Genomic DNA, 24007 nt, shown 5'->3' on the forward strand with positions numbered 1-24007 from the left:
TGCGTGGTACCGGGGCGTCACGTTGGGTTCGCTGGAGACGGAGCCCGTATCGTTATCTCTCAAGCGGCCGTTCCGGATATCGGGCCGGGAAGTTAGACGAGTGCGGGGTTATTGGTGCACGTGCGTCATCGAGGGCAACTCCGGGAGAGGATTCGGACTCCGTCGCGGTATCGCCGAGGAGATGGCGACACTGGACGCCGTAGCTAGGAGGTATGACGAGCCACTGTGCAGGGTCTGGGGAAGGGAGCCGGCCTCGATCGAGTCGTTCGCCACCGTGGATCTGGTGGGCGCAGAGCAGGCCGAGAAGCTCGCGCGACGTTACTACCTCAGAGGGTATCGGAAACTGAAGGTGAAGGTGGGCGGAGATGACCTGAAGCGGGATCTGGAGCGTGTCGAGGCCTGCGTGAAGTCCGCCGAGTTCGACGCCCTCATACTGGACGGAAACGAGGGACTGACGGTCGAAGAAGTATTCCGGTTGCTAGATTTCCTGGACTTCGACGGTGACGTGTACCTCGAACATCCGACACCACCCGATAGCCTGGAAGAAGTGTGCGAATCTTGCGAGGCACCCGTGATCGTGGATGTAATGGATTTGGGAGCCCGATCCATCGACGACGTCCTCGACGTCGCGGAACCCTGCGATATCGTGAACATCAAGACACAGGAGGTAGGATTCGTCGGTGGTTTGAGGTTAGCCCGAGACGCCCGGGAAGAGGGTTTCAAAGTGATGGTAGGATGTGCCGTCGAGAGCTTCTCTTCCATATCTGCCGCCGCTCACTTAGCCGCCGCCGTGGAGGCCGACTTATGCGACCTCGATGGCCACCTGTTCCTGGACGAGGATGTCGTGAGCAACCCCGGATACGCACCCGTGATGGTCACCGAGGGTCCCGGATGGGAAGTCCGCGTGGAGCGGCCTAAGCCCGCGTAATAGGACATGAGCTGATGGCTGGAGGTCGTTAGGACACTCCACTCCCTTAACGACTCACTCTTCGACACTTTAACTCGATAACCGTCGAGTGGGGGTAATCATCGAAGTGGAAAACTCGTGACGGGAGGTGGTTCGTTGGAGTTACCGCATAAGCCCGGGACGCCCGCGATCATACTGTGTCACGGGGCGTTCGACGAACCTCATGGGAAGACAGCACACGGACTGCTCCGGTTCGGACGCATTTACGACATCGTCGCCGTGATAGACCGCGAGCTGGCCGGGAAGACCGCACAGGATGTGGATCCGGATTTCCCACCGGTGCCGATACTGCGGTCGGTGAGTGAGGCCTTAGAGGAGCTGGATCCGGAAGTGCTGCTGATCGGGGCGGCGCCGCCCGGTGGGAAGTTAACCCCGGAGTGGAAAGAGGAAATCATCGAAGCTGTCCAAGCGGGCCTGGATGTGGTGAGCGGGCTCCACGAGTTCCTCTCGAAGGATCCGGACATCAGCGAGGCGGCCGAAGAATCAGGCTCACGGCTGATAGACGTGAGGAAGCCTCGGAAGGAGTTGTTCCGAGTTGCGGACGGGTCGGCCAGGGACGTGGACGCCACGGTAGTGCTCACGGCGGGGACGGATTGCGCTGTGGGTAAGATGTCGGCGGCTATCGAGCTCGTGGAGCGTCTGAGGGAAGAGGGAGTAGAGGCCGCGTTCTTGGCGACAGGCCAGACCAGCATCATGATCGGGGCGGAAGACGGTGTCGTGGTGGATCGTATGCCCGGGGACTTCATGGCGGGGGCCATAGAGGAGCTGGTCGTCCGCCTGGCCGAGGACCATGAGATCGTCGTAGTAGAGGGACAGGGTGCGTTAAGCCACCCGGCGTATTCCGGGGTTACACTGGCTATCCTGCACGGCGCCTGGCCCGACGCCGTGGTGTTGGTGCACGACCCGGTTAGGGAGGTGCGGGATGGGTTCCCGAGGTTCCGAGTCCCCGACCCGCGCACCGAGGTGACGCTGATCGAGTCGTTAAGCGCGGCGGAAATAGTCTCGGTAGTTTTACGCACGTGGGACGAGAGGCTCGCGGAGAAGTTATCGTCCGAAGGATACCTGGTAGAACGTCTAGGCGACCTCAGAAGGACGGTAGATAGGGTTTTAGAGATTCACCGGATGGGGCGCTGAGTCACCTTCCTGAGCGAGGAGTAGATACCGTAAGTGAGGTCGACGACACCGAGGGCGGCGATAGTCTCACCCTCGTCCTTGATGGGTACAACTACGACCGGCGTTCCCTCGTAAGGTCCCGATTCCGGCACCTTCCTGATCACCTCACCTTTCTCGAGCACTTCCTCCAGAACTGGACCCGTGTACTCGTCGTCGATAACCTCACCGTCCTCGATTCTGACCCCAGGGTTATCCCGGGTTCGCATGGTCACGGGCAGGCGATTGACCAGCTCATGAACTGCCATCGCAAGCGGTAGGATATCTTCGGCGGTCGAGTCGGGTCTAATTCTCATCACGACTGCCCCGGTTCTCCAGTGGAGCGGATACTTTAACGGAGTTCTCATCGGGACGTTCGGTGGGGATCACTTGAAGCCGAAGTGCTATCGGTGCCCTTCACCCGGAGACACATGTGATCGCTGCGGGCTCGCCGACGGGGATCAGATGGAGCGAACCGTGGAATCGTACCGACGGGACGAACTGTTCCGAAGCGCCTCGGAGATAGAGGTAGAAGGGTACATGGAATGGACGCGGGTCGAGGAGATCGCGGAACTGTGCGAGAGGATGGTGTGGAAAAGCGTCGGAGTAGCGTTTTGCGTGGGGTTAGCCGAAGAGGCCAGGGCGCTATGTGAGTTCCTGGAGGGGCGGGGCTTAGAAGTGTACTCAGTCTGCTGCAAAGTCGGAGGGGTACCGAAGTCGAAACTGAGTCTACTGGAGCTGAAACCGGGAGATAAAGTCTGCAACCCGCGGCTGCAGGCACGATTACTGAACGAAATCGGCACGGATCTGAACGTGCTCGTCGGATTATGCGTGGGTCACGATATCATCTTCATCGAGGAGTCGGAGGCTCCCGTGACCGTCGCGGTGGTGAAGGACCGGAGGCTGGCCCACTGTCCAGCCTTAGCCCTCACGAACCGGTATTACAGGAGAAAGCTCGGGTTGGAGTGAAAAAAATCAGGCGAGGCCGAGCTTCTCGAGTACGGGCGTGCAGTCGATCTCGTGCGTCTCGAGGGCGAGCTCCTCCGGGTCCATTCCGAACGCCAGACCGGCCAGCTGGCAGTAGTGGAACACCGGTAGCTTCTTCGGTGGGAGCTTCTCGAAGTGCTCCTTCATCTCGATCTGTCCACGGTCGAACTGTAGGTGGCAGAACGGACAGACGTTGGTAGTGCAGTCGGCACCGGCTTCGAGCATGTTGAAGATCTTCTCGCGGGTGAAGTGAAGTGACACCTTGAGTTCCCTGGACCTCACACCACCTCCCGCACCGCAGCACATGATCTTGTCCTTGTAGTCGACGGACTCCGCCCCTAGGGCCTCGACGAGCTCGTCGAGCGTCCTCGGGTCCTCGACCGAACCTGGGAACCCGGTCACCTCCGACGGCTTCAGCAGGTGGCAACCGTAGTGAACCGCTACCTTCAGCGGCTCACCGTCGGTCTTCTCGAGCGGCCTCTCGACCTTCTCCTTGATCTTTTTGACACCTACCTCCTCGTAAAGGAAGGTGTTCACGTGGTAGACCTTGACCTTACCCTTGTACTCCCTGTCGATCTCGGCGAGCTTTTCGTTCACGAACTCGCGCAGTTCCGGGTTCTCCTGCAACAGGTGGTTGGCTTCGTTCAGGGATCCGAAGCAACCGTTACAGACCGTCAGAATGTCGTATCCTTTCTCCTCGGCTATCGACAGGTTGCGGGCTGCGATCGTAACCCACGTCTTGAGGTCGAAGGACCCGAACACTCCGGGCGCCGGACAGCAGGAGGCACCGTCCATGTCGACGAGCTCGTATCCTAGTTCCTCGAAGACTAAACGCGTGGCCTTCTCGATGCCCGGATACCTGTTCGGCATGATACAACCAAGGAAGAAGCAGAGCTTCTTGGCCAAGGGTCAACCCCCTTAGTCGACCAGATCACCCTCCTCCCAATCGTACCCGATCAGTTTGTCGAACTCGTTGATCTTGACCAGCTTCTGGACCTCTTCGAGAGCTTCCTCATACCGATGTGTCGTCGGTGGTACTTCGTCGAGGCCGATGTTCTTCCTCACCTCGCGGATCTCATCGTTGATCGGTACGGCGTGCCCGGTCTTTATCACGAACATAGCCACCATCCTGTGAGCCTTGGCCATGTACCCCTTCTTGGCCGCGAGGTTCCGGGCGGCTTTAACGGCGTCTACGATCTTCACACCACGTGGGCAGCGTTCGTAGCACGTGTAGCATGTGGTGCACATCCACAGCTCGTCGCTCTTGATCACTTCGTCGACGAGTCCTAACTGGAGCTTCCGCATGATCAGTCGGGTGCGGTAGGAGGTTCGTCGTCCGCTGGGGCACGAGCCCGTGCATGTACCGCACTGGTAGCACGCCTGGACCGACAGTACCTCTTCCTCCTCGAACACGGGCTCGACGAGCTCGCTCAGTTCTTCTAGGAAGTCCGGGTTGAGATCCTCCTCACGGATGACGGTATCTCGTGGCTCGACCAACGCGCGGCCCTGAAGGGTTCCGCCCAGAAGAACCTTTTTACGATACCCACCCGGCACCGCGTGTAGGTACGCTCAACGTCAACCTGCGGGGAACGGCTCCGTGAGGTTAGACGTCGACGTGGCGATCAGGGTGAACGGAGTACTCCTAACCCCCGAGGAGCTCGAGTTGCTGCTCAAGTTGTCGGAACACGGATCGATGTCCAAAGTGGCGGAGGAGAAGGGTGTGACACGGTCCGCGGTACACAAACGGATCAGGAATCTCGAGGAACGTCTCGGGTGCCGACTGGTTGAGTCGAGTCCTCTCGGATCCTATCTCACGGAGCACGGACGCAGGATAGTGATCAAGTACGTGAACGCCAAGGCTAGACTCTCAAGAACGGAAACCACGGTAGCGTGTTCTGAGACCGTAATAGAAGACGTCCTAGCCGCTCTAGGTAGAGAACACGATGTCGACGTTATCGTGCCGCCTCACGAGAAAATGAGACGTGTGGAGGCGGACGTGGTGGTCCCAGACGATCCCGTGATAGTCTTCGACCGCTCCGATGAGGCCGTCGGCGAACCGGTCGTCGTCAGGCGAACGCGGCTGGTACGGGTCGGTGACGGAAGTGGGTTCGTCGAGGTGCCCGGGAGCGCGCAGCGGATATACCTCACAGATCTCCGCAACAGGGAGGAGATAAGGCCGAAAATGCGCGTAAGCTATTACGCCTCGGCCCTCGAGGCTGTTCGGGACGGAGGAATGTGGACCGTGGTACCCGAGGAGCTGGCCCCCGAGGGTGACGATCCCGGTCCTCACTACACCGTGATGGCGTTACCACTCACCCGAGACGGGGAGGACCTCCTCGATGTTCTGGAAGGCTAGCCTCGTAGGTCTCGTGACATTGTGCGCGGTTTTGGCGGCCGCAGGATGTCAGGAAATGAGAGCGCCGCCGATCGATCAGCCGCAAGGGCCGCCGAAGGTATCTGAAACCGGCGGTCAACCGGCACCCGCAGGACCATCCGGTCCCGGTTCAGGTGCTCCTGGAGCACCACAACCTTCCTCTTGGCAGACGTTCACGAGCCCGCTGTACTCCGTACAGTGGGCCACATCCGAGCTACCTTGGTTCCCCATAGGTCTCATAGTAGCGATAGCGATAGGATACTATGTGGGGTACCGAAAAGGGCCGTCACCGTGGGAATAACGCGGACACTACGGGATCTCGGTCACTGAGTGACCCACCACGACGAACGCCTTCGTAGACATCGCCACTATCAGGCACTCATCCGGGACCTTCGCGTAAGCACGCGAACCGTTGCATCCGAGCGTGAAGTTAATGCCGCCTTCCTTCATGATCTTGCCCACTCCATCCCCGCACAGGGACTGGATGCCGGAGAAATCGGAGTACACCCTACCACCTTCCGGGTACAGGTACGCCTGGGCTATTTTCATAGCCTCCTTCGGTTTGCATACCACTAGGATGACGTCCGGTACCACTTCGACGCCGGTGGCCTTCTCGTAGGTGATCGCCTCGAACACGCCCTCCCCGTCGAAGGCCTTCGGTACCAGCTCGACCGTGCGTTTGGAAGCCGAGAGTGTAGCGTGCTGCCCGAGTCCCTCGTAGTAGAACTTACCCGTCCGCACGGGATCCGGGATGTCGTCGAGTCCTATGGCGGCAGACCCGCCCTTGCACGCCTGCTCCTCCGGGGTCGCGTAGATATTGTCCATCTCACCACGAGCCACCGTCATCACGAACTCGCAATGACGGCACTCCTCCCCCACCCGCTCGTAGTCGTCAGGAACGTCTCCCTCGCTGAGATACAGCTTCATTGCCACGGGATACAAGTCGAGGTCTAGGGTCTCCATGAGTGATTCGGCGGCCTCGCGGATCCTCTCGGGTTCCTCGACGCAGATGGGCATGAGTCCGCCCCCAGATCGTTTGTTCTCGGTCGTTCGACTATCGAGCACTTACACGTATTAAAAGTTACGAATCATAATTCACTGGTAAATGGGGGTGGACGATTGAGACCCTTCTTGAGGCCCATCGTGGTGGAACTGGTCCAGGGGACGGCCGAGCTCCGACCGGAACGCGTGCTCTCGTGTGTTTTCGGTATCAAGGAAGACGAGGCGGAGCTGTACTTAAAACTGCTCGAAAACTCGGAGGAAGCACCCTTCACCGTCGAGGATGTAGCCGAGATCATCAACAGGAGCAGGAGCACGGCTCAGAAGATGTTACAAAGCCTCGTCCGGGTAGGGATGGTAGAGCGGGAGCGCGAGACGTTACCCGGAGGCGGTAGACGTTATTTGTACCGCCCCGCACCATGGGAGAAAGTAAAAGAACTCGGGCTCGAGAACCTCAGGATAGTCTGTGAGGAGATCGAGAGGTGGTTTCGGGAGTTCACACCGCACTGAGGGGGAAGACGAGATGTCCGAGGAGAGGAGACCGTTCAAAGCCGAGAAAGTCGAGACTAGGGACGGGGAGATACTCCTCAGATGCCCACGCTGCGATGCGTTGTTCCGCGACCAGAAGTCGTACTCTAGGCACGTGAACAAGTCCCATTTGTACAAGAAGAACCGCCCGAAGCGGATACTCAAGAAGATGAAGCGTCGCGGGGACGTGTTAGTTCAGGATTGACGCCAACCTGTGGATGGGGAACAGGCTGAGCGCCGAGGCCTCGGGCCCGTGACGAGAGAACCCGGAGCCGACTACATGCTACACACGTAACTCACCACGCTTCCACAGCTCGATCACGCGCTTCACGATCTTTATGGTACTGTCCAACGGGCACCGTTCGTACTTCTCGATCCGACGAACCTCGCAATCAACACCGGCGCGTTCAGCCCAACGTTCGACTTCCTTCTCATCGATGTCCTGATCGGGTCCCAGAACGACGACATCCGGTTTCACCGTCTTCAGGGTGATGGAGAAGTCCCGTGGATGGCCTAAGATCGCTCGATCAACGGGTTTCAGCGCCGAAACCATCCGTACACGCTGTTCCTCCGGCACGATCGGGGTCCTCTTCAGGCGTCGCACGGTTTCGTCTCGGGCGACCACAACCACGAGCTCGCCGTTCTTTCCGGCTATTTTCCTGGCTTCCTCGAGGAACGCGACGTGTCCGGGGTGAAGGATATCGAACACACCTCCCGCCAGCACGCGCTTACCCACGTGAACGCTCCCCCGAGTGTGACCGAAGTTTGATTAACCCCGAACTACCGGGTGTCTTGACGGCGCGGGGTGTTAGTATTGGCCCGGGTGTTCATTCACCCGCCTAACAGTCTGATTCTCCACGATCTGGTCGAGAGGTTCGGGCACGAGCCACTCTCACTGCCGAAAGAGATAAGCAAACGAGTGCGAGACCCAGAGATCGACTCACCCCCGATGAACGTAACCCCTCAGGACGCGAAGCGAGGTCTGAAGTACGCGGCCGTGGAGGTCCCTTCGGGTGTCAGGGGCAGGCTGGCCCTGATCGGTCCACTCATAGAGAAGGCCGACGCCGCCATCGTAGTCACAGGCATCGAGGACTTCTCCTTCGGCTGCCTAGGCTGCGACAGAACGAACGAGTTCGTGACGTACCTAGTTCGACGCCAAGGCATACCGGTGCTGGAGCTGGAGTACCCGAAATCGGAGGAAGAAGCGAAAGCGTTCGTCCGTGAAATCCGAGACTTCTTGGAGTCGTTGTAGGGGTGGTCCCGTTTGGCCGTCCAGATCGCTCAGCTCTCGTGTGGCACGGAGTATAGCGGTGTCCAACCCGAGATAGAGCGTGCGGCCGAACGAGTCGGGGCCGAGATCGTACTCCCCGAGGTAGACATCGATATTGTAGAGGAAGCCTGCGAGGAGGTCGGGTACACTCCGAAGAGTGCGAACCTGAAAGTCCTTCTCGCCCGCGCTTACGCGCTGGCCAACGGATACGCGGAGGCCGACGCCGCGATCATCCTGACGTGCTTCAGGTGCGCCGAGGGAGCTCTCGTGCGTAGCGAGGCCCGACGGTACCTTCAGGAGAACACGGATCTCCCAGTCGTCACCTACTCGTTCACTGAGGACCTCGACGCCAGCGAGTTACTCACGCGGATGGAGGCACTAGTCACGATAGTGGAGCGGAAGGGGCTACTGGCCCGGAAGAGGCAGGAGGGACTCACCCTCGGTATCGACTCCGGTTCCACCACCACGAAGGCCGTGGTGATGGAGGACGACGAGGTGATCGGAACCGGATGGGTACGGACCACGAAGGTGGTCGAATCCGCGGAAAAGGCCGTAGAAAGAGCGTTAGAAGAGGCCGGGTACGAGCTCGACGACATCGAGGCGATAGGCGTGACCGGGTACGGTAGGTACACCCTCGGCCGCCACTTCGACGCTGACCTGGTGCAAGAGGAGCTCACGGTTAACTCCAAGGGAACGGTGTACCTGGGTGACAAGCAGGAGGGCGGCGCGACCGTGATCGACGTCGGCGGGATGGACAACAAGGCGATCACCGTTTGGGACGGGATTCCGGATAACTTCACGATGGGCGGCGTGTGCGCGGGAGCGTCGGGTCGCTTCCTCGAGGTGGCCGCGGACCGTATCGGCGTGGACCTGGACAAGTTCGGTAAGCTCGCGCTAGAGGGAGATCCCGAAGCCGTGCGTCTGGACAGTTACTGCATCGTGTTCGGGATCCAGGACCTGGTGACCGCGTTGGCTGAGGGTGCGGATCCCGAGGACGCCGCCGCTGCCGCATGTCGGAGCGTCGCCGAACAGATCTACGAGCAGCAGCTCCAAGAGATCGACATCCGAGAGCCGGTGTTCTTCGTGGGAGGAACCTCGCTGGTCGACGGCATGGTGAAGGCCTTAGAGGACGTGATCGGCGTCGAAGTAGTCGTGCCCGAATATCCCCAGTACATCGGGGCCGTCGGTGCCGCCCTCCTGGCCTCCAACTACGTGTGAGGGGATCCGACGGTGTACGAGCACAGGGGAAAGAGGATCCTCGTAAGAGCGTCCGAAAAGGAGGCGGCCGAGCTGTACTACGACATCACTAGGCACGCGGCCACGGACCTGGGACTGGCGAGAACGATCACCGCGGCCGTGTTCCACCTAGACATCGAGGCCCCGCTCTACGCCGCCGCGGTGCGAACGCGTCCCATGCTCAGGCCGGTGACGCTGGGGAAGGTCTCGCACCTCGAGCTCGACGATGAGGAGGGTACTCTCAAGGTATCGGTCGCCGTGGAGCGCTACTTCCCCGATGTGATCCGAACGTTACAGAGTGTATTCGGAGAGGATCGCGTCCGGCACGAAGAGCGCCTCGAGATTACGATCGAGCCACCCGAGGGGATGAGTCCCGAACATCTCGAGAAACTCGAAGAGCTCGTCGTCCACGATCCTCGGAAGAAGCTCGCCCACAGGGTGTACGATTTCATCGAGCGGGTACGGCCAGAGGGGTTCCGAGTGGCCCGATACGCGCGCTTCGATCAGGACTTCCTATACCTGGCCAGCGAAGGCACGCTCGAGGACGAGTGGACCGACTTACTCTTCGAGCTGCCGGGAGAGCTAGATCGTGTCGGAGAGCGCCGGGGGCCGAGTGAGTGAGAGGACCGTGTCCGAACGATCACCCGTGTTACGTCGGGGAGCACGGGAAATTCGTGAAGGTGCACCTACCCGTGGGCGGACGGTGTAACATCCACTGCCGTTTCTGCGAATCCGGACTCGAGCACGAGGGAGTACGGGTGGATTATCCCGGACGTGCCGTCCGCACGATCACCGGAGACGAGGCTAGGACGGCCCTCAAAAGGGTAAAAGAGCACTGCGGACGCGTCGACGTCGTCGGAATCGCCGGACCCGGCGACCCACTGGCGAACTGGGAGGACGTGAAGGAGACCTTCGACGTCGTCGCCGAAACGGTACCGGAGGCGAAACGCTGCCTGTCCACCAACGGCGTGTGGTTACCCGATTTGATCGACGAGGTGACGGAGCTCGTGCACTCGGTGACGATCACCGTCAACGCGCTGGACCCCGAGATCGCGGCCGATATCTACGATCGAGCACTGACACCCGAAGGCGAGGTGTTGACCGGGAAGGAGGCCGCCCGATGGATCGTCGAGAGGCAGGAAGGGGCCATGGACGCGCTGAAGAAGGAGCGCTACATACTCAAGAAGGTCAACTTCGTGCTCGTCCCCGGTGTGAACGAAGACGAGGTCGAACGCGTCGCGGAGCGCGCCGCCGACGCAGGGTTTCACGCCATGAACGTGATCCCCCTCATCCCGGGCGGCGACATGAAGGACCACCGACCGCCGACGTGCCGGGAGCTCTCGAGGGCGCGGGACCGGGCTGAGAAGTACATCACCGTGATGCGCCGATGCATGCAGTGTCGCGCCGACGTGATCCACTGCCGCGGCAGACCCCGGCTGATCTGGGAGCTGCTAGAAGAGGACTGACCCCCTGGGGGTCGCGAGCGTGTTCGAAACCGTGATCTACGAAGGGGGCGTGTACAAGGCCGACGAGATGCGCGACCTGGTCGAGGACCTCGGCGGGTTCGTCCTGTCCGAGCACCAGATGCAGCTGGAGGTCCACATGGTTCTAGCCGTACCCGTCGACGACCTGGACGTCATAGAGCGGAAAGCGGAGGAGCTCCTCGGAGAGATAAGGAGGATGCCGCTGGCCGGTACCGAGATCGCGGTCGTGGGGATGAGCCTGGCCCGTCATCACATGCCACATCCCGTGTGTGACATCGCCGAGTACCTCAGGCGTCACGGCGCCAAGTCCAACGTGATCGGCTTGGCCAGAGGTTACGGACGCGAGCTGGCCCAGCTGCGCACCCGGGAGAAACGTCTCCTTGAAGAACACGACCTGGTGATCTTCGTCGTAGGGAACTTCAAAGATTGCATCGAGAAGTACAAGCTGCCGCTGGTCCGACGGATAGAACGCGTGCCGGTCGTCGTGGTGGGAGGTCCGGAGGAGATCGACGCCGACGACGTGGTGTACGTGGGAGGAATAGGTAGAAAGCCGTACCGGTTCAGGAAGGGTCGCGAGATCACGAAGCTCGACGAGATCGTCGACGTCGTCTCGAAGATCATCGAGGAGCGACGACAGGAGCTGGCTGAGGACCCGCCCGTCGTCCCACCGATGGTAGTGAAAGATCGAATCAACCGGGAGTTGAAGATCGAGGAGAGGTTCACCTCCCCCATGCCGATCACACTCCAGCTCGACGGTCTTCGGGTGAAGGCACCGTACGACGAGTGGGCGGATCGAGTGGCGGAGGTCGAGGTCTTCGGTTGGAAGCTCCGGGAGATCGCGGACATCAGGCGATCGGAGATGGACGATCACATCTTGGTGAAGATCAGACCTAAGAGCGCGGTGACGGGATGATCGTACACCGTAGGTGGTGATCGGAACGCCACGACTACTTCCCTCCCACCCCACGTGGTCGACCGGGAGACGCCTCCGAACTTCGTTTCTCTCCAGGCAGTTTAGACGGTCGCACAACTAACAACCTCACGTCACGATCGATCACCGGCCCGGTGATGTACCATGCCACCCGCCCTCGGGAGTATCCCCTCACTTCCTACGCGCTAAAACTGTCAGGCGGCCTCCCGCTGTTTCACCCTGTCGTACAGTCCTACCCGCTCCCGCCAGTAGCGACGGGCTTCTCTCTCACCCCTCCATAAACGTACGATGCGAAGGCTGTACCAGGCCGGCCACGGGGCCAACACGTCCACTAAGATGTCCCGAACCGTTCCGGGTAACCCCCTGAGTACGCTGTCGATGATCTCTTTCCCACTGCCGGGCCATCCGAGCCGACGCAACGGGTTGAACTCGACGGACCTTAGGATCGAACAAGTCCGACTGACTCCCTCCTTCACTATCTCCTCGAGTTTTTGGAGCACTTCCGCACGATGTTCGGCAGACATCTGTGCAAGCTGCCTCAGCACCGGTACGAGGGCCCTACGGACCGCCCTCGCCACGAACCACTTCGCCTTCCTGTGCTCCGACAACCTCGGTGCCGCGAGTCGAATCGTTTCGAGCCATTCCCGTAAGAATTGGACGGACTCGTTGTCTTCTCTGCCCAGGTAGATGGTACGGCCGCGCTCGCCCTTCCGCGGCTTCCACCGAGCCTCGTAGTACGGCCCATACACCTTCCCGTTCACCGACCGATACGACGCACCCAGGAACGGTAGAGTCCCCCGTTCCAAAGTCTCCACCAAGACCCGAAACACCCGAACCAACTCCACGGGGTCTTCGGGTACTTCCATCGGAACGCCCAACCGGACCGGATCGAGTACCGGTGGCCCTCCAGGCCTGACGTTCATTCGATTGACCCCCACTCCCAGTACCGAACGCGCTTAAAATCCTTTCGATTACGGACGCACAATCTTGGCGTTGGGCTTAAATTTGTGCGAACGTTCATTTTCCCGCCAGAACTGCTGGGACGGCCAGAACCATGGTGGTCGAGTATGGTAAGGGGGCAAATAATTTAACTGACCCGGTCGAGTTCATGGTCAGATCAACGCTCGCACAAATGAGAATGATTGGAAAGAGAGGGGGCGGGAAGGGAGGCTCCCACCGGTCGGGGGTCAAGGCCCATGAGCCGCGGCACCAAGGCCGGCATCTACCGAGATGTACTCGTTATTGAAGTTTTCCCCGGGGCGGTCCCCGACACGGGGACGCTCCGAGCCCTGAACGAGAGGGAGCGTAGGTTACTCCTAGCGGCAGCTGGATACGATGTCACTGAGTTCTGGGCTAGAAGTTTCATAGGACTGCTCTTCGACCATCCTACGCCCCTCGTTAGGGCATCCGAGAGACACGAGAAACTGTTACCGGAGGCGACGGTGGCGGCAGTCCGCGAGTTGTGCGATCGTATCGAACCCGAGAAGTTACGGAAGATCCGTAGCCGTGTGGCCTCCGGGGAGACCCCGAGGGAGGCCGTGCGTCGTGTCCTCGGATCCAAGATGGCCGGAGCCGTTTCCAGACTACTCGGTCGTGTTATGGGTTACGTACAGTCCGACCCGCTCTCCGTGGCCATCACCCTCCAGGTGTTAGGCACCATGATCGCAGCGGACAAACGCCTAGAGGACGTGTCGACGGTTTTGGTCGTCGTCCCGGGCCTAGAGCACGTGCACATCGACGTATATCGACTGGCACGAAGGGTTTACTCTAACCTCGTGAGGGCGATGAAGTCCCTCAGACGCTACCTCAACCCTCGAGTTAGGGTGCGGGTGTACGTAGCCACGGGAGGTAAACTGGAACATCCAGCGGGAGATTCCCCCGAGGAGGAGCTGATCGAGGCGTACGAGGAGCTCTCAAGGAGGCCCACCGTGAGACGCTTCTTCCCGGAGCGTGGCCACTTCACCGAGGTACCTTGGGACCGAGCACTCGCTGAGTTTTTTGTGCGAGTTATCCGAAGGGAGCTCCACCGTAGGTCTCTGAAGGTAGTTCGGGCTGCGAAGCGGGAGGGTGCTTCGGGTAGAGAGCTGTCTGAAGTGTACGGCAGGGAGTACGGTAAGTGGTTGAGCAGGTGGTTCAAACGCGGTCGTCGATGGCTGAACTTTCACAGACCTAGTCCGGCACTCTCCGATATCTCCTGCTGCTTCGTAGCGTCAGAGGCGGGAGTAGAAGGATACCATGAGGAGTTCTTGATAAAGGTACTCCAGAAGGTGTTGAGAGAAGTCGTCGAACGCAGGGTGACAGGACGACGGCTTGTGCGAAAAATAGTCAGGAAGATCGCCAGGGTCCTAAAGGAGGACTTCAGGGTCGAAGGGAAGATACGCGAAGGGATTCTCCACATGGCGAGGCTACTCGGTGGCAGACGCAAAGCCGCGTTAGGTGGCAAGACACTGCTCGAAGCGTTCGGGGCACCTCCACCGAGTTGAGGGTATCTTCGGACGGTAACCCCACGATCGTGAGCGGCGGAGGTGCCGACAATTGTTACGATTTCAATAACATTTGAATATCGCAACGAAAATTCTTTTACTTGCAGTTAATTCAGAGCCCGATATACAGTTATTCATCGAGCTAATTCCTCTACTTTCATTGAGTGAACGAGGGTAATAGTAGACGGTTATGGCGCGCGATGGCAGATAAGTAACCAAATAACGTCCTTTTTTATTTGGACTTCTATTCGCCAACCTTCCACAGCCGAGAGTGTGAAACTGCGGGCGCGAGGAAGATGGACGTGAAGACGTTAGTCGGAGAGTACTACGCCTCACTTCCCAGCGGCGTGTTACGAGAGTTCGTGGAAGACCCGAGCTCCCGCGAGTGGGCGTACACCTTCCTAAAGGGACGGGATATCGTATTCACCCGAAAGCGGAGGTTGGACGAGGTCTCAGGGTTCTTAGAGCTGTATCACTCGACTGGGAAGTTCAAGAACCCGAAATCGTGGGAGGGACTCCTCGGCTGGGATCTGGTGATCGACGTGGACGCGGAGCTTCCGGAGGAGCCCGAGGCGTTCCTCAAATCGCTGGGGAGGCTACTCAAGGATGTAGTGATAGCATGCGACGAGTTACGTCGGGCGTTAGGGTTCCCACGACCGGACGTGGTTAATTTCTCTGGATCCAAGGGGTTTCACGTGAGGTACTTCGACAGCACCGTGCGACGGTGGCTGAGATGGGACTTACACGAGCGTCGAGGTATAAAGCCGGGCGAGATCATCCAGCGGGTGGGTCGTGGAGTCGTATGGTTGGCACGTGAGGGTTTCGTGGCTGGGGACAGAGTGCGTGCACTCCGCGAGGGGCTCTTGGATGACTCGATGTACGATCTCAAGAGACTGATCCGATGCGTCGGATCGATGAACGTCAAGTCGCTACTCCCCGCAGTGCCGGTGTGGTCGCGAGAGGGGGGTCGGTGGGTGGACTTTCGGGACGAGGTCCTAGGAATGAACGATTTGGAGCTGGGATGCCTGGTCGCCCACCGCACGTTGACCTGGCCCGGCCGTGGGGGATTGGGCGTAGTACTTTCCCGCGTACTCGACTTAGACACGGATGCAGATCCGGAGGATCCAAGCGACTTCGTCGAGGTATGGGGGAACGTGATGTCGGTGCTGGGGGAGCTTAAGCCGTGAGGTTCGTGGTGCCGTTCGCGGATAGGGGGGATCGTAAGACCCGGCTGTCCTCGTGCATGGACGAGGAGACGCGTGAGCGGTTCGCGTTGGCGATGCTAAGGCACGTGGTAAGGGTGCTCTCCAAGTTCGGCGAGGTAGAAGTGGTAACTCCGGACTCCAGCCTGTCGGTGCCGGGGACGAAGGTACGACGGAGTGACGCGAGTCTCGACGAGCTGCCGCTTCCGGACGGTGAGTTCGGGCTGGTGATGTCGGATCTACCGTTGCTGTCCGAAGAGGACGTCGAGCGGGCGTTGGAGGGGTTGAAAGACGCGGATGTCGTTCTCTGCCCGTCCCGACGAGGTGGAACGAGTGGAGTGTTCGTGAGGAAGGGTGTACGGTTCAGGCCGACGTTCGGTGGTGTGAGCTTCCCTAGGAACTTGAGACGGGCGGAGAAGCAAGGGGTGGAAGTCGCCGTGGTGAAGTCGTTGGGGTTCTTCGCCGATGTGGACGAGCCGGAAGACCTGCTCGACGCGGCGTTGTTGGGGAGGAGGGAAGTGGCGAAGATTGCGCGTTCCGTCGTCGAAGTCTGACGGCACCTTTTGTGCGACTTTCATTAGAGAGTCCCGTGAGACGACACGCACCGGAGGGGGCCGGATTAAAGAAGCGTGGAGCGCGCCCGGGCAGGGGGGCCGCCGTTGTTATCTCGGGAGGAAATTCTCGAGATCCTCTCGGAGTACGATCTCGAGGACCTGTCCATAGCTACGCTCGGAAGCCATACTGCACTTCACATTCTAAAGGGCGCCAAAGAGGAAGGGCTTCGCTCTGTGGTAGTCTGTGAAGAAGGTCGCACAACACCCTACGAGCGACTCGGGGTCGCCGATGAGATCATCGTGGTAGAGCGCTTCCAAGACATGCTCGACGAGGAAGTTCAGGAGCGTCTTCGAGAGTTGAACGCTATCGTCGTGCCGCACGGGTCCTTCGTCGCCTACGTGGGTCTGGACGGGATCGAAAACGAGTTCTGCGTGCCGATGTTCGGAAACAGGCGGCTACTGCGCTGGGAGAGCGAGCGCTCTCTAGAGCGTAAGCTTCTGAAGCGGGCGGGCGTGAAGGTGCCGAAGGTGTTCGACTCACCCGAGGACATCGACCGCCCGGTCATCGTCAAGTTCCCTGGGGCCAGAGGGGGTCGTGGGTACTTCATCTGCTCCGATCCGGAAGAGTTCGAGGAGAAGGCAGAGCGGCTGATCGAAGACGGCGTGATCGACGAGGAGGATCTCGAGCAGGCACACATAGAGGAGTACGTGGTCGGGACCAACTTCTGCGTCCACTACTTCCGGTCGGTCGTGGAGGATACCGTTGAGGTACTGGGGATGGATCGCCGTTATGAGACCAACATCGATGGCCTCGTCCGGATGCCGGCAGGCGATCAACTGGAAGCGGGACTGGAGCCTTCCTACGTCATCTCGGGTAACATCCCCGTGGTCGTGAGGGAGTCCCTGCTGGTGCAGCTGTACGAGATGGGCGATCGCGTGGTACGCGCATCCGAGGATATCGAGGAACCCGGCTTCATCGGGCCGTTCTGTCTACAAACGCTGTGCACCGAGGACCTCGAGTTCTACGTCTTCGAGCTCTCCGCCAGGATCGACGGTGGTACCAACGTGACCTTCCTGCCGTACGCGTACTTGAAGTTCGGCGAGATCGTGACCATGGGTCGCAGGATAGCCAAGGAGGTGCGCGAGGCTCGGGACAAGGGGCTCCTCGAAGGCGTCGTTACCTGACCTCTCCGGGCAAAAATACCGTTCCCCAAGTCGTCGGCCCCCCGGGCTGCTGCTCGGCGTTACCCTTCATCCTAAACGTTACGAGTATTGTGACGTTGGGGGCTCGGATATGCTCCTGATAGTCGCGGGACACGATCCCACGGGAGCCGGTCTCAGGGCAGACATAGCGACGGCCGAAGCCCTCGGAGTACCGGCGGTTTCGCTCCCGACGTTGCTATCGCTCCAGGATGAGGGCGTCGAGCTAGTCGAGCCCGTTGACTCACGGTTCTTATCGGACTGCTTGGCCCGATACGTCCCAAGGTGCGAGGTGGTCAAAGTCGGGGCCGTTCCTACTCTGAAAACCTTCGAGATACTGGCGAAACGGCTCCGTGACCTGACGGTAGTGTGGGACCCCGTGTTCAGAGCCGAGGCCGGAGGGGAGTTATCCGAAGCGACTCCTGAAGAGGCGTTGGAAACGTTTGGGGAAACAGTCGATATCCTCACTCCCAATACGGAAGAGCTGAGTCAGCTGGTCGGAAGGGAGGTACGCACCACGGTGGAGGCCGAGCTCGCAGCCCGTGAGCTGGTGGAGGAGTACGGCCTGACGGGTGTCCTCGTCACGGGGGGACACTCCGTCGACAGACGCGATGTGTGGGTGCCGGCTGAGGGGAACACCATCGCGTGGGAGGTGCCTCCGGGTGAAGGCGCTCACGGGTCCGGGTGCGTGCTCTCCACGGCTCTCGCGTGCTTCTTGGTCCGCGGGTTGGACCCTGAGACCGCCGTAGAACGAGCCGTTCGGTTCGCGAGAGCGGCGGTCCGAGAGGCCCGGAACACGCCCTTCGGCCGGGTGGCAGATCCCGTCGCACAAATTCGACGTGACGCGACATTGGGGAAGGCAACGCAGCACGTGATCCGGGCACTCGAGATCATCGAGTCGGACCCGGCCTTCGCGAGGGCGATCCCACAGGTCGGAATGAACGTGGCGGAGGTCTTCGACCCCTCCCGGGGTCTTGAAGGTGTTGTGGGACTCTCGGGTCGAATCGTCCTCGACGGTGATAGACCCACCGCGGTCGGTCGCCCGGTTCCGGGGGGCTCCAAGCACGTCGGCACCGTGGCTTTGACGGCACATCGGCTCGACCCCTCGGTCCGGGCCGCGGTGAACGCCAGGTACGACGAGGAGCTTATCGAGAGGGCCCGCGATCTCGGGTTCGTAGTGTCTTCGTTCGACCGGTCGGAAGAGCCGGAGGAAGTCGACTCCACGATGGAGTGGGGCACCGAGGTGGCGTTTCGGAGGGCGGACGACACTCCCGACGTCGTCTACGACGAGGGCGACGTGGGTAAGGAACCGATGATACGCGTGCTCGGAAAGAGTGCCGTGGAGGCCGTGACTAAGCTGAGAATGTTGTTGGGATGTGTTGTTGGGGTGTAAGGGAGTGAGCTCGTTCAAACGACTGCTTTACCTGGACGTGATCTCCCGAAGTCACGCGGATTTCGCCAAGAGGGTGATCAGGAGGTTAGAGCCCAAGGTCAAGGTGAGGGTGGAGTGTCTCTCGAAGTACGAGCGGGAGGACGACGCGCTGACGTACGACGGTCGGCTCAAGGACGAGGAACCCTGGAAGGAGTTCTTACGGCGGCTGGGACGTGAGAGTTCCGACACCGTGGTAGCTACCGCGCTGAACGTACCCCCCGACGTGCCGGATATATCTCCGAACCCGACCGTGGTTATAGGAGTGAACACGGGCGATCATCCCAAGACGTTGGAAGTCGCGGGTCTTGCGGACGTGGTTGTTGTCGGTCGTCGCCTATACTCACCGAGCACCGGCCCTCGTGAGTTCGGCCGCGTACGCTCGGGGAGGCTCAGGAACGGTACGGTGATCGTGGACGTCGAGGACCTCGGCCTACGGTACGCCAGCAAGGCGGTACCCGTAATCGCGGTTCTAGTGGCGGAAAACGGTGTTGACGGGTTGATCCGGGATCTCAGGCGTAACCGCGTAAGGACCCTGACGGAGGAAGTCCTCCGGGATCTATCGCTCTCCCAGGTATAAGGTGACGCCAATGAAAAACAACACTGACGACACTCATATTGTCCATCCTAAGCCACCCTACCTACCTCACACTAACATGAGCTAGTTCAACTCGACATAAGTTCGGACCGACATGATGTGACAGGTTACTACCCATTATCTCACCCGAAAACTATTTATACAAGCAATTAGTGGTCCCACGTGAGACAAACACTGGGCCACAAGGTAAACAACATGTCCCCATGGGAGAGACATGCGTGAGCAAAGCGCAAATACTAGTTGTCCTTGCGATGCTGTCCGTAGGACTACAATCGGTATCAGCGGCACCAATTGAAGGACAGTTCGTCGAGGAGAATGACTACCAGTGGTCGGTTCAGGTGACCCACTGCGAGCCCACCATCGACATGACCAAGTACCCGGTGATCGTGGGCGAAAAGGCCGTCTATCTGGTGCTGTTAGATGAGAGGGACGTTCAGAAAGGAGGGGGTCTCTGTGACTACCAGCCGGCCCTGATGCCGGTACCCAAAGATTACGTGGAGATTTCCGGGAACAAGCTGTCGTTCAAAGTCAACCTGGAGGGTCAGAAGCTCCCGTTCTACTGCATGTACTTGGGTGTAGATTTCCCCGACAAGCTGGTGATGGTGACCATCGAGGAGCTGGCTAAGCACAGCGTGAGGTACGATTGGGGCTACATTAGCGAGCCGAAACCGCTGACGCTGAGCTTCCTGAGGAAGATCGTCGAGGCGTTCGAGTCCCAAGTCGACAACCCATTCCCGCACAGTGCCTTCAAGAACGAGGCCGTTTGGAATGCCGTTAGGGACACGCCGTACATCATCAGCGGACCGGTGCACGTGTCGGCCGTCGACTACGGAACTGATTACGTGGAACTGGAGATCGAGATCCCGGTGAGAACTGATGTCACCGAGTTGACAGGAACGATCGAGGTGAAGTCCGGTGAGAGTACGCAGACTCTGAGCGTAACCGGCTCCGACGTGGTCAACGGCGTCATCAAGAAGCGCGAGTATCGCAGGCCTCGGATACCGTGGAAGTGACCATCCAACTGAGCGGTGTCGTCGAGGGGCAGCAGGTTACCGACGTTTACCCCGTGACGATCACCGTCCAGCTGGTGAAACTCAACAGCTCGGTCAACATCACCGTGGAGAAGATCACGGAGTCGGAAGCCGTGCTCCGCGTGGATTACCAGATCAACACGGAGAACTGCAGCGTGAAGTCCGTGGAGGTGAAGCTGCTCAAGGACGGTAACGTCGTGGCGTCCGAAGAGAGGTCGCAAGCCGAGGGTACGGTGAGGTTCACGGTGAACGAGTCCGGCACGTACCGCGTGGTGATCGAGGCCACGGTGGAGTGGACGACACCGTCAGGTAGACACGAGGAGAAGCTCACCTTAGCGTCCGAGGACGTGGAGGTAACGCTATCGCGACTCGAGGTAGGTGCTCCCAGCGTGAAGGTATCCGACTACGGCGCCGATTGGGCGACCCTAGAGATCACGGTACCGGTAACGGCCGTCGGATGTGAGGTGACCGGTGGAAAGGTGGAGGTGATCGAAGCGGGAACCGGACACACGCTCGCCACGACCGAAGCGACGGTCGATAACGGAGTCCTGAAGGCTACCGTCAAACTAACCGGTCTGCGGAGCGCCAGGATCCCGATCATCGTCCGTGTGACCGCCGAGGGTAAGACGCCGACCGGCGACAGCGTAACCGCCACGGCCGAAGCGTCGGTCGAGGTACGGCTGGCGAGCGCGGAGCTCGGAGGAAGTGTCCGAGTAGAGAGTCCGCGACCCTGAGAGTGTGCTACGAGATCCACACGCAGAACTGTACGGTGGAGTCGGTGACGGTCGAGCTGCTCAAGCGTACGGATCAGGGTTGGGTAGTGGTCGATCGACGCACGCTGAGCGCGACCAGTGACGTCGTCACGTTCCGGGTGTCCGAGGAGGGTCAGTACAAGGTTAGGATCACGGCCCAGTGCACGCACGGTGTCACGATGACGGCCGAAACCGAACCGGTGACCGTGCAGTTCCTGCCGAAGGTCGAGATCAGTGGATTCAAGGTGGTCGAAACGGACTACGGTCCGGACTGGGTAGAGCTTCGGATAACAGCTGACGTCCACGTGGAGCGGGCTGAGAAGGTGAGTGGACTAGTGGTCGTCGAGGACGCTAAGGGCAACGTACTAGGTAAGTTCCCGGTCGAGATAAGCGACCACATGGATGTTAAAGTGCGTCTCGAAGGGCTAGAAAACGTATCATGAGAGCTTCCAGTAGTCGTCAAGCTTCGGATCGAAGCTAGTAACAACTCAGGTAAGAGCTGCGGTGAAGTGTCGGTTAAAACATCACTGAAACTCGAGCAAACAACCACTGAGTCTAGCACAGAAACATCCTACGAACAGGAGACATCATCGACAACTGGAGGTACTACAACTGGAGGTGCTGAGACATCCTCAGGATCGTCGGTGGAGAGTCACACAGAAGCTAGTGAATCGAGTGGAGAGAACAACGGTGGAGAAGCTGAGACTGAGACGGGTACGGTGACGACGACCCCAGCCCAGATCAAGGACCTCAAAGCCGTTGTGGAGAAGGTGAAGCCTGGACAGGTAATAATTGATGTCAGCGGTCGGGTTGAAGTGAAGCACTGTCGGTCTGAGATAATACTAGTGGTGATCTACAACGGTAAGGTGATCAAACGAATCACCGTCAAACTATCGAATGGTACTTTCAAGGAGAAGATTGAAGTCACGGGGATTCCATTGGTTGATCCAGGGCAGCTAACCGTTAAACTCGAGGTGAAGGTATCCACTAAAATCGTGGCTTCCAGGGACATTAAAGTGGACATTCCGAGACCAGTGGGAGTAACAGTGGTGCCTGCGAAGGGTAAGAAATACACGGTTATCGTATATTAGGACGGATCAGTGTACGTAGTTGATGAGCAAAATAGAGTTGTGGACAGTGTCGTACTGTCGAAGAAGGTGAAGCGGATCGTAGAGGTACGCGGTGACCAGCTGGTAATCGAGACTCAGACCGGAGAACGGTGCATCCTCAAGGTCGACGAGAGAGGTGAACTTAGGCCTGTCAAATTCTTGGTGATCAAGTCGGGGAGCTACGAAGTATCAGTGGCCGGTAGTGCTAAGGCTAAGGCCAAGGCCCGCGCCACGCCGCTGATCCTGATACTACCGATCCTGCTCAGGCTAGTCAGGAGGAGCACGGCCTGAGGCGTTTTTCGACGCCCTCCGTCATTTTTTGGATCGCTTATGTCCGGCGCACGCCCACAGGTTCTTCCACCTCCAGAAACGTTATTCGTACCGTAACGTTTCACGGCGCAGGGATGCCGCTTGCGCCGGTATAGGATCCGTCCCACGGATTTCGTTGCTGTTGTGTCTCATTTCGAAGCGAGAGAATTACTGCGCGCCGTGAGGAAGGGTGGAGAGATTGAGATCCAGCTAGATCTAGGCCTACACTCCGGGAAAGCCCGAATTAACGGTGATACCGTCGTTATTGAGGGTGTGGAGCTAACACGGGACGAACTGGAATCTATGACGGGATGGAAAGGCGCTTACGGACTGACTACCGATAATGTCTACAGGATCGAGATTCGGGCTGAGCACTACTACAAGCTCCTGCCGGTAAGACCCGGCGAAGCACCGACAATCGAGATTGACGGCATCAGGATGCACCGTACGAAGTGGACGGATCCCTGGACTGATGCCGGCGTCAAGGTGGGTAAGGTCGGGGTGTCCGAGGGAGATCGTGTCCTCGACGTATGCACGGGCCTGGGCTACACCGCGCTGCGGGCAGTTGAGCGTGGTGCGGAGGTAATCTCCGTCGAGAAGGACCGGAACGTCCTCGAAATCGCCGGTGCGAACCCTTGGTCGCGAGGGTTGGAGGAAGTGGAGATCCTGTTGGGGCCCGCGGAGGAAGTGGTTCCATCCCTCGACGACGAATTCGACGCTATTGTCCATGATCCTCCCAGACTCGCGAGAGCCGGGGAATTGTACTCCGAGAATTTTTATCGGGAGTTACTGCGGCTCCTGCGGCCCGGCGGTCGGCTCGTCCATTACGTCGGAGCTCCGGGGAGCCGGTATCGAGGAAAGGATGTGCTCGCAGGGGTGTCCAGGCGTCTCACACGCGTAGGGTTCGAGGTGGTGGACGTGGACCGAAGGTGGGGGTTGGTTACAGCTGAGAAACCCAGCGCTCGAGTGTAGGGGTGGGTAAGAACGTCCCACCACCGACCCGTCTGACGGCTTCCGCCGTCTCGGCGATCCCTGCGCGGAATAGGTGGGTTTCACAGTGGCAATCTGAGCATCCGAATCCTCGAATCCCGGGTACCATATCCGCCAGTGCCGCCGCTAGCTCGCATTCACGGTCGCCTTCCATTATCCAAGCGCCCTCGACCTCAGGTCGTACCTGGGAAAGCAGGTGATCGATATGCCAGTGGGGTCGCTCCGTTCCCTCCCGAGCCGATTTTAAGTGACGCCCGAGGCGACCCCTGAGCCCGGAAGACCCTTGCCCCATGCCCGATCCGACGTAGGTCCAGCTCCCGGCCTCCACGATCACGTCTCCCAAGCTTCCTACGTTCACCTTGACACGTCTGTTCACGCGGAAGACGAGAGCGTACGAGCCATGATCCGGTAGCACGGGGGAGTAC

The 24007-nt window shown here is 59.5% G+C and carries 30 protein-coding genes; 23 read left to right on the plus strand and 7 right to left on the minus strand.

Features of this window, described 5'->3' with window-relative positions:
• Window positions 1-22 precede the first annotated feature (22 nt).
• Together MK_RS03025 and MK_RS03030 are read left to right on the plus strand one after the other, a co-directional pair.
• Window positions 23-928 carry an enolase C-terminal domain-like protein gene (locus MK_RS03025; RefSeq protein WP_011018938.1) on the plus strand — a complete coding sequence of 302 codons (906 nt, stop codon included), beginning with the start codon at window positions 23-25 and terminating at the stop codon, window positions 926-928.
• Window positions 929-1063: 135 nt separating this feature from the next.
• Window positions 1064-2101, plus strand: a complete 1038-nt coding sequence (locus MK_RS03030; RefSeq protein ID WP_011018939.1) for a DUF1611 domain-containing protein — start codon at window positions 1064-1066, stop codon at window positions 2099-2101.
• Here the strand turns inward: MK_RS03030 and MK_RS03035 are convergent.
• The gene (locus MK_RS03035; RefSeq protein WP_011018940.1) at window positions 2083-2433 is read right to left on the minus strand and encodes a DUF2111 domain-containing protein; all 351 of its coding nucleotides are present in this window, start codon (window positions 2431-2433) and stop codon (window positions 2083-2085) included. The genes MK_RS03030 and MK_RS03035 overlap by 19 nt on opposite strands.
• Before the next feature lie 73 nt (window positions 2434-2506).
• On the opposite strand from MK_RS03035, the gene MK_RS03040 reads away from it, so the two are divergent.
• Complete coding sequence (locus MK_RS03040) at window positions 2507-3085, plus strand: DUF1847 domain-containing protein (protein ID WP_011018941.1); 579 nt, start codon at window positions 2507-2509, stop codon at window positions 3083-3085.
• A 6-nt stretch (window positions 3086-3091) separates the two neighbouring features.
• Here the strand turns inward: MK_RS03040 and hdrB are convergent, their stop codons facing one another.
• Window positions 3092-4009: a CoB--CoM heterodisulfide reductase subunit B gene (gene hdrB, locus MK_RS03045; RefSeq protein WP_011018942.1), complete on the minus strand. Its 918-nt coding sequence runs from the start codon at window positions 4007-4009 to the stop codon at window positions 3092-3094.
• Between the two features lie 12 nt (window positions 4010-4021).
• Complete coding sequence (gene hdrC, locus MK_RS03050) at window positions 4022-4600, minus strand: CoB--CoM heterodisulfide reductase subunit C (protein WP_011018943.1); 579 nt, start codon at window positions 4598-4600, stop codon at window positions 4022-4024.
• Window positions 4601-4700: 100 nt separating this feature from the next.
• Here hdrC and MK_RS03055 point away from each other — a divergent pair, with 100 nt between their 5' ends.
• Entirely contained in the window at window positions 4701-5459 is a 759-nt protein-coding gene (locus tag MK_RS03055) for a LysR family transcriptional regulator (RefSeq protein WP_011018944.1), read from the plus strand.
• Between the two features lie 327 nt (window positions 5460-5786).
• On the opposite strand, the gene MK_RS03060 is transcribed toward MK_RS03055, so the two are convergent.
• The gene (locus tag MK_RS03060; protein WP_011018945.1) at window positions 5787-6494 is read right to left on the minus strand and encodes a DUF169 domain-containing protein; all 708 of its coding nucleotides are present in this window, start codon (window positions 6492-6494) and stop codon (window positions 5787-5789) included.
• Between the two features lie 102 nt (window positions 6495-6596).
• Here MK_RS03060 and MK_RS03065 point away from each other — a divergent pair, with 102 nt between their 5' ends.
• Together MK_RS03065 and MK_RS03070 are read left to right on the plus strand one after the other, a co-directional pair.
• Entirely contained in the window at window positions 6597-6986 is a 390-nt protein-coding gene (locus tag MK_RS03065; protein ID WP_011018946.1) for a helix-turn-helix domain-containing protein, read from the plus strand.
• 13 nt (window positions 6987-6999) lie between these two features.
• A complete protein-coding gene (locus MK_RS03070) occupies window positions 7000-7209 on the plus strand; it encodes a nucleic acid-binding protein (RefSeq protein ID WP_011018947.1) in 210 nt (69 codons plus the stop codon).
• A gap of 78 nt (window positions 7210-7287) precedes the next feature.
• Here MK_RS03070 and MK_RS03075 read toward each other — a convergent pair whose 3' ends face one another.
• Window positions 7288-7740, minus strand: a complete 453-nt coding sequence (locus tag MK_RS03075) for an adenylyltransferase/cytidyltransferase family protein (RefSeq protein ID WP_011018948.1) — start codon at window positions 7738-7740, stop codon at window positions 7288-7290.
• Window positions 7741-7818: 78 nt separating this feature from the next.
• Between MK_RS03075 and MK_RS03080 the strand changes: the two genes are divergently transcribed.
• From MK_RS03080 to MK_RS03100, 5 genes are read left to right on the plus strand one after another with little or no spacing between them, the layout of a single operon-like run.
• Window positions 7819-8256, plus strand: coding sequence for a methanogenesis marker 5 protein (locus MK_RS03080; protein ID WP_148679541.1), 438 nt, complete (start codon window positions 7819-7821; stop codon window positions 8254-8256).
• Window positions 8257-8268: 12 nt separating this feature from the next.
• Complete coding sequence (locus tag MK_RS03085) at window positions 8269-9492, plus strand: methanogenesis marker 15 protein (protein ID WP_011018950.1); 1224 nt, start codon at window positions 8269-8271, stop codon at window positions 9490-9492.
• A 12-nt stretch (window positions 9493-9504) separates the two neighbouring features.
• Window positions 9505-10131, plus strand: coding sequence for a methanogenesis marker 17 protein (locus MK_RS03090; protein ID WP_011018951.1), 627 nt, complete (start codon window positions 9505-9507; stop codon window positions 10129-10131).
• On the plus strand, window positions 10128-10976 hold the full coding sequence (locus MK_RS03095) for a radical SAM protein (RefSeq protein WP_011018952.1): 849 nt from the start codon (window positions 10128-10130) through the stop codon (window positions 10974-10976). The genes MK_RS03090 and MK_RS03095 overlap by 4 nt, the downstream gene beginning before the upstream one ends.
• 19 nt (window positions 10977-10995) lie before the next feature.
• Window positions 10996-11907: a methanogenesis marker 7 protein gene (locus MK_RS03100; protein WP_148679542.1), complete on the plus strand. Its 912-nt coding sequence runs from the start codon at window positions 10996-10998 to the stop codon at window positions 11905-11907.
• A gap of 212 nt (window positions 11908-12119) precedes the next feature.
• Here the strand turns inward: MK_RS03100 and MK_RS03105 are convergent, their stop codons facing one another.
• Complete coding sequence (locus tag MK_RS03105) at window positions 12120-12848, minus strand: DUF1678 family protein (protein ID WP_011018954.1); 729 nt, start codon at window positions 12846-12848, stop codon at window positions 12120-12122.
• 273 nt (window positions 12849-13121) lie between these two features.
• On the opposite strand from MK_RS03105, the gene MK_RS03110 reads away from it, so the two are divergent.
• The 12 genes from MK_RS03110 to MK_RS03165 all read left to right on the plus strand — a co-directional run bounded on the left by MK_RS03110 (window position 13122) and on the right by MK_RS03165 (window position 23564).
• Window positions 13122-14408: a hypothetical protein gene (locus MK_RS03110; RefSeq protein WP_011018955.1), complete on the plus strand. Its 1287-nt coding sequence runs from the start codon at window positions 13122-13124 to the stop codon at window positions 14406-14408.
• A 296-nt stretch (window positions 14409-14704) separates the two neighbouring features.
• Complete coding sequence (locus MK_RS03115) at window positions 14705-15595, plus strand: hypothetical protein (RefSeq protein ID WP_148679543.1); 891 nt, start codon at window positions 14705-14707, stop codon at window positions 15593-15595.
• Window positions 15592-16164, plus strand: a complete 573-nt coding sequence (gene cofC / locus MK_RS03120) for a 2-phospho-L-lactate guanylyltransferase (protein WP_011018957.1) — start codon at window positions 15592-15594, stop codon at window positions 16162-16164. Before MK_RS03115 ends, cofC begins: the two co-directional genes overlap by 4 nt.
• Before the next feature lie 105 nt (window positions 16165-16269).
• Window positions 16270-17349, plus strand: coding sequence for a formate--phosphoribosylaminoimidazolecarboxamide ligase (locus MK_RS03125; protein WP_011018958.1), 1080 nt, complete (start codon window positions 16270-16272; stop codon window positions 17347-17349).
• A gap of 109 nt (window positions 17350-17458) precedes the next feature.
• Window positions 17459-18757, plus strand: coding sequence for a thiamine-phosphate synthase family protein (locus tag MK_RS03130; protein ID WP_011018959.1), 1299 nt, complete (start codon window positions 17459-17461; stop codon window positions 18755-18757).
• A 4-nt stretch (window positions 18758-18761) separates the two neighbouring features.
• A complete protein-coding gene (locus MK_RS03135) occupies window positions 18762-19373 on the plus strand; it encodes a hypothetical protein (RefSeq protein WP_011018960.1) in 612 nt (203 codons plus the stop codon).
• A gap of 236 nt (window positions 19374-19609) precedes the next feature.
• Complete coding sequence (locus tag MK_RS03140; RefSeq protein ID WP_011018961.1) at window positions 19610-20404, plus strand: hypothetical protein; 795 nt, start codon at window positions 19610-19612, stop codon at window positions 20402-20404.
• Window positions 20395-21156 (plus strand): hypothetical protein, encoded by a 762-nt coding sequence (locus MK_RS03145; protein WP_011018962.1) that lies wholly within the window; start codon window positions 20395-20397, stop codon window positions 21154-21156. The genes MK_RS03140 and MK_RS03145 overlap by 10 nt, the downstream gene beginning before the upstream one ends.
• Window positions 21157-21158: 2 nt before the next feature.
• Window positions 21159-21617: a hypothetical protein gene (locus MK_RS03150; RefSeq protein WP_011018963.1), complete on the plus strand. Its 459-nt coding sequence runs from the start codon at window positions 21159-21161 to the stop codon at window positions 21615-21617.
• Between the two features lie 66 nt (window positions 21618-21683).
• Complete coding sequence (locus tag MK_RS03155; RefSeq protein ID WP_148679545.1) at window positions 21684-22265, plus strand: hypothetical protein; 582 nt, start codon at window positions 21684-21686, stop codon at window positions 22263-22265.
• 9 nt (window positions 22266-22274) lie between these two features.
• The gene (locus MK_RS03160) at window positions 22275-22574 is read left to right on the plus strand and encodes a hypothetical protein (protein WP_148679546.1); all 300 of its coding nucleotides are present in this window, start codon (window positions 22275-22277) and stop codon (window positions 22572-22574) included.
• 120 nt (window positions 22575-22694) lie between these two features.
• Window positions 22695-23564 carry a class I SAM-dependent methyltransferase gene (locus tag MK_RS03165; RefSeq protein WP_011018965.1) on the plus strand — a complete coding sequence of 290 codons (870 nt, stop codon included), beginning with the start codon at window positions 22695-22697 and terminating at the stop codon, window positions 23562-23564.
• Here MK_RS03165 and MK_RS03170 read toward each other — a convergent pair.
• The gene (locus MK_RS03170) at window positions 23533-23997 is read right to left on the minus strand and encodes a GIY-YIG nuclease family protein (RefSeq protein ID WP_011018966.1); all 465 of its coding nucleotides are present in this window, start codon (window positions 23995-23997) and stop codon (window positions 23533-23535) included. The two genes, MK_RS03165 and MK_RS03170, sit on opposite strands and share 32 nt — an antisense overlap.
• Between the last annotated feature and the right edge of the window lie 10 nt (window positions 23998-24007).

The sequence above is a fragment of the Methanopyrus kandleri AV19 genome, assembly GCF_000007185.1.
GTDB lineage: Archaea > JAADCQ01 > Methanopyri > Methanopyrales > Methanopyraceae > Methanopyrus > Methanopyrus kandleri.

What these genes read in the sequence shown, in the direction of transcription:
- MK_RS03035 (WP_011018940.1), bottom strand. Translation starts at nt 2,433, where the DNA reads ATGAGAATTAGACCCGACTCGACCGCCGAAGATATCCTACCGCTTGCG.
- MK_RS03060 (WP_011018945.1), bottom strand. Translation starts at nt 6,494, where the DNA reads ATGCCCATCTGCGTCGAGGAACCCGAGAGGATCCGCGAGGCCGCCGAA.
- MK_RS03070 (WP_011018947.1), top strand. Translation starts at nt 7,000, where the DNA reads ATGTCCGAGGAGAGGAGACCGTTCAAAGCCGAGAAAGTCGAGACTAGG.
- MK_RS03105 (WP_011018954.1), bottom strand. Translation starts at nt 12,848, where the DNA reads ATGAACGTCAGGCCTGGAGGGCCACCGGTACTCGATCCGGTCCGGTTG.
- MK_RS03110 (WP_011018955.1), top strand. Translation starts at nt 13,122, where the DNA reads ATGAGCCGCGGCACCAAGGCCGGCATCTACCGAGATGTACTCGTTATT.
- MK_RS03115 (WP_148679543.1), top strand. Translation starts at nt 14,705, where the DNA reads ATGGACGTGAAGACGTTAGTCGGAGAGTACTACGCCTCACTTCCCAGC.
- MK_RS03130 (WP_011018959.1), top strand. Translation starts at nt 17,459, where the DNA reads ATGCTCCTGATAGTCGCGGGACACGATCCCACGGGAGCCGGTCTCAGG.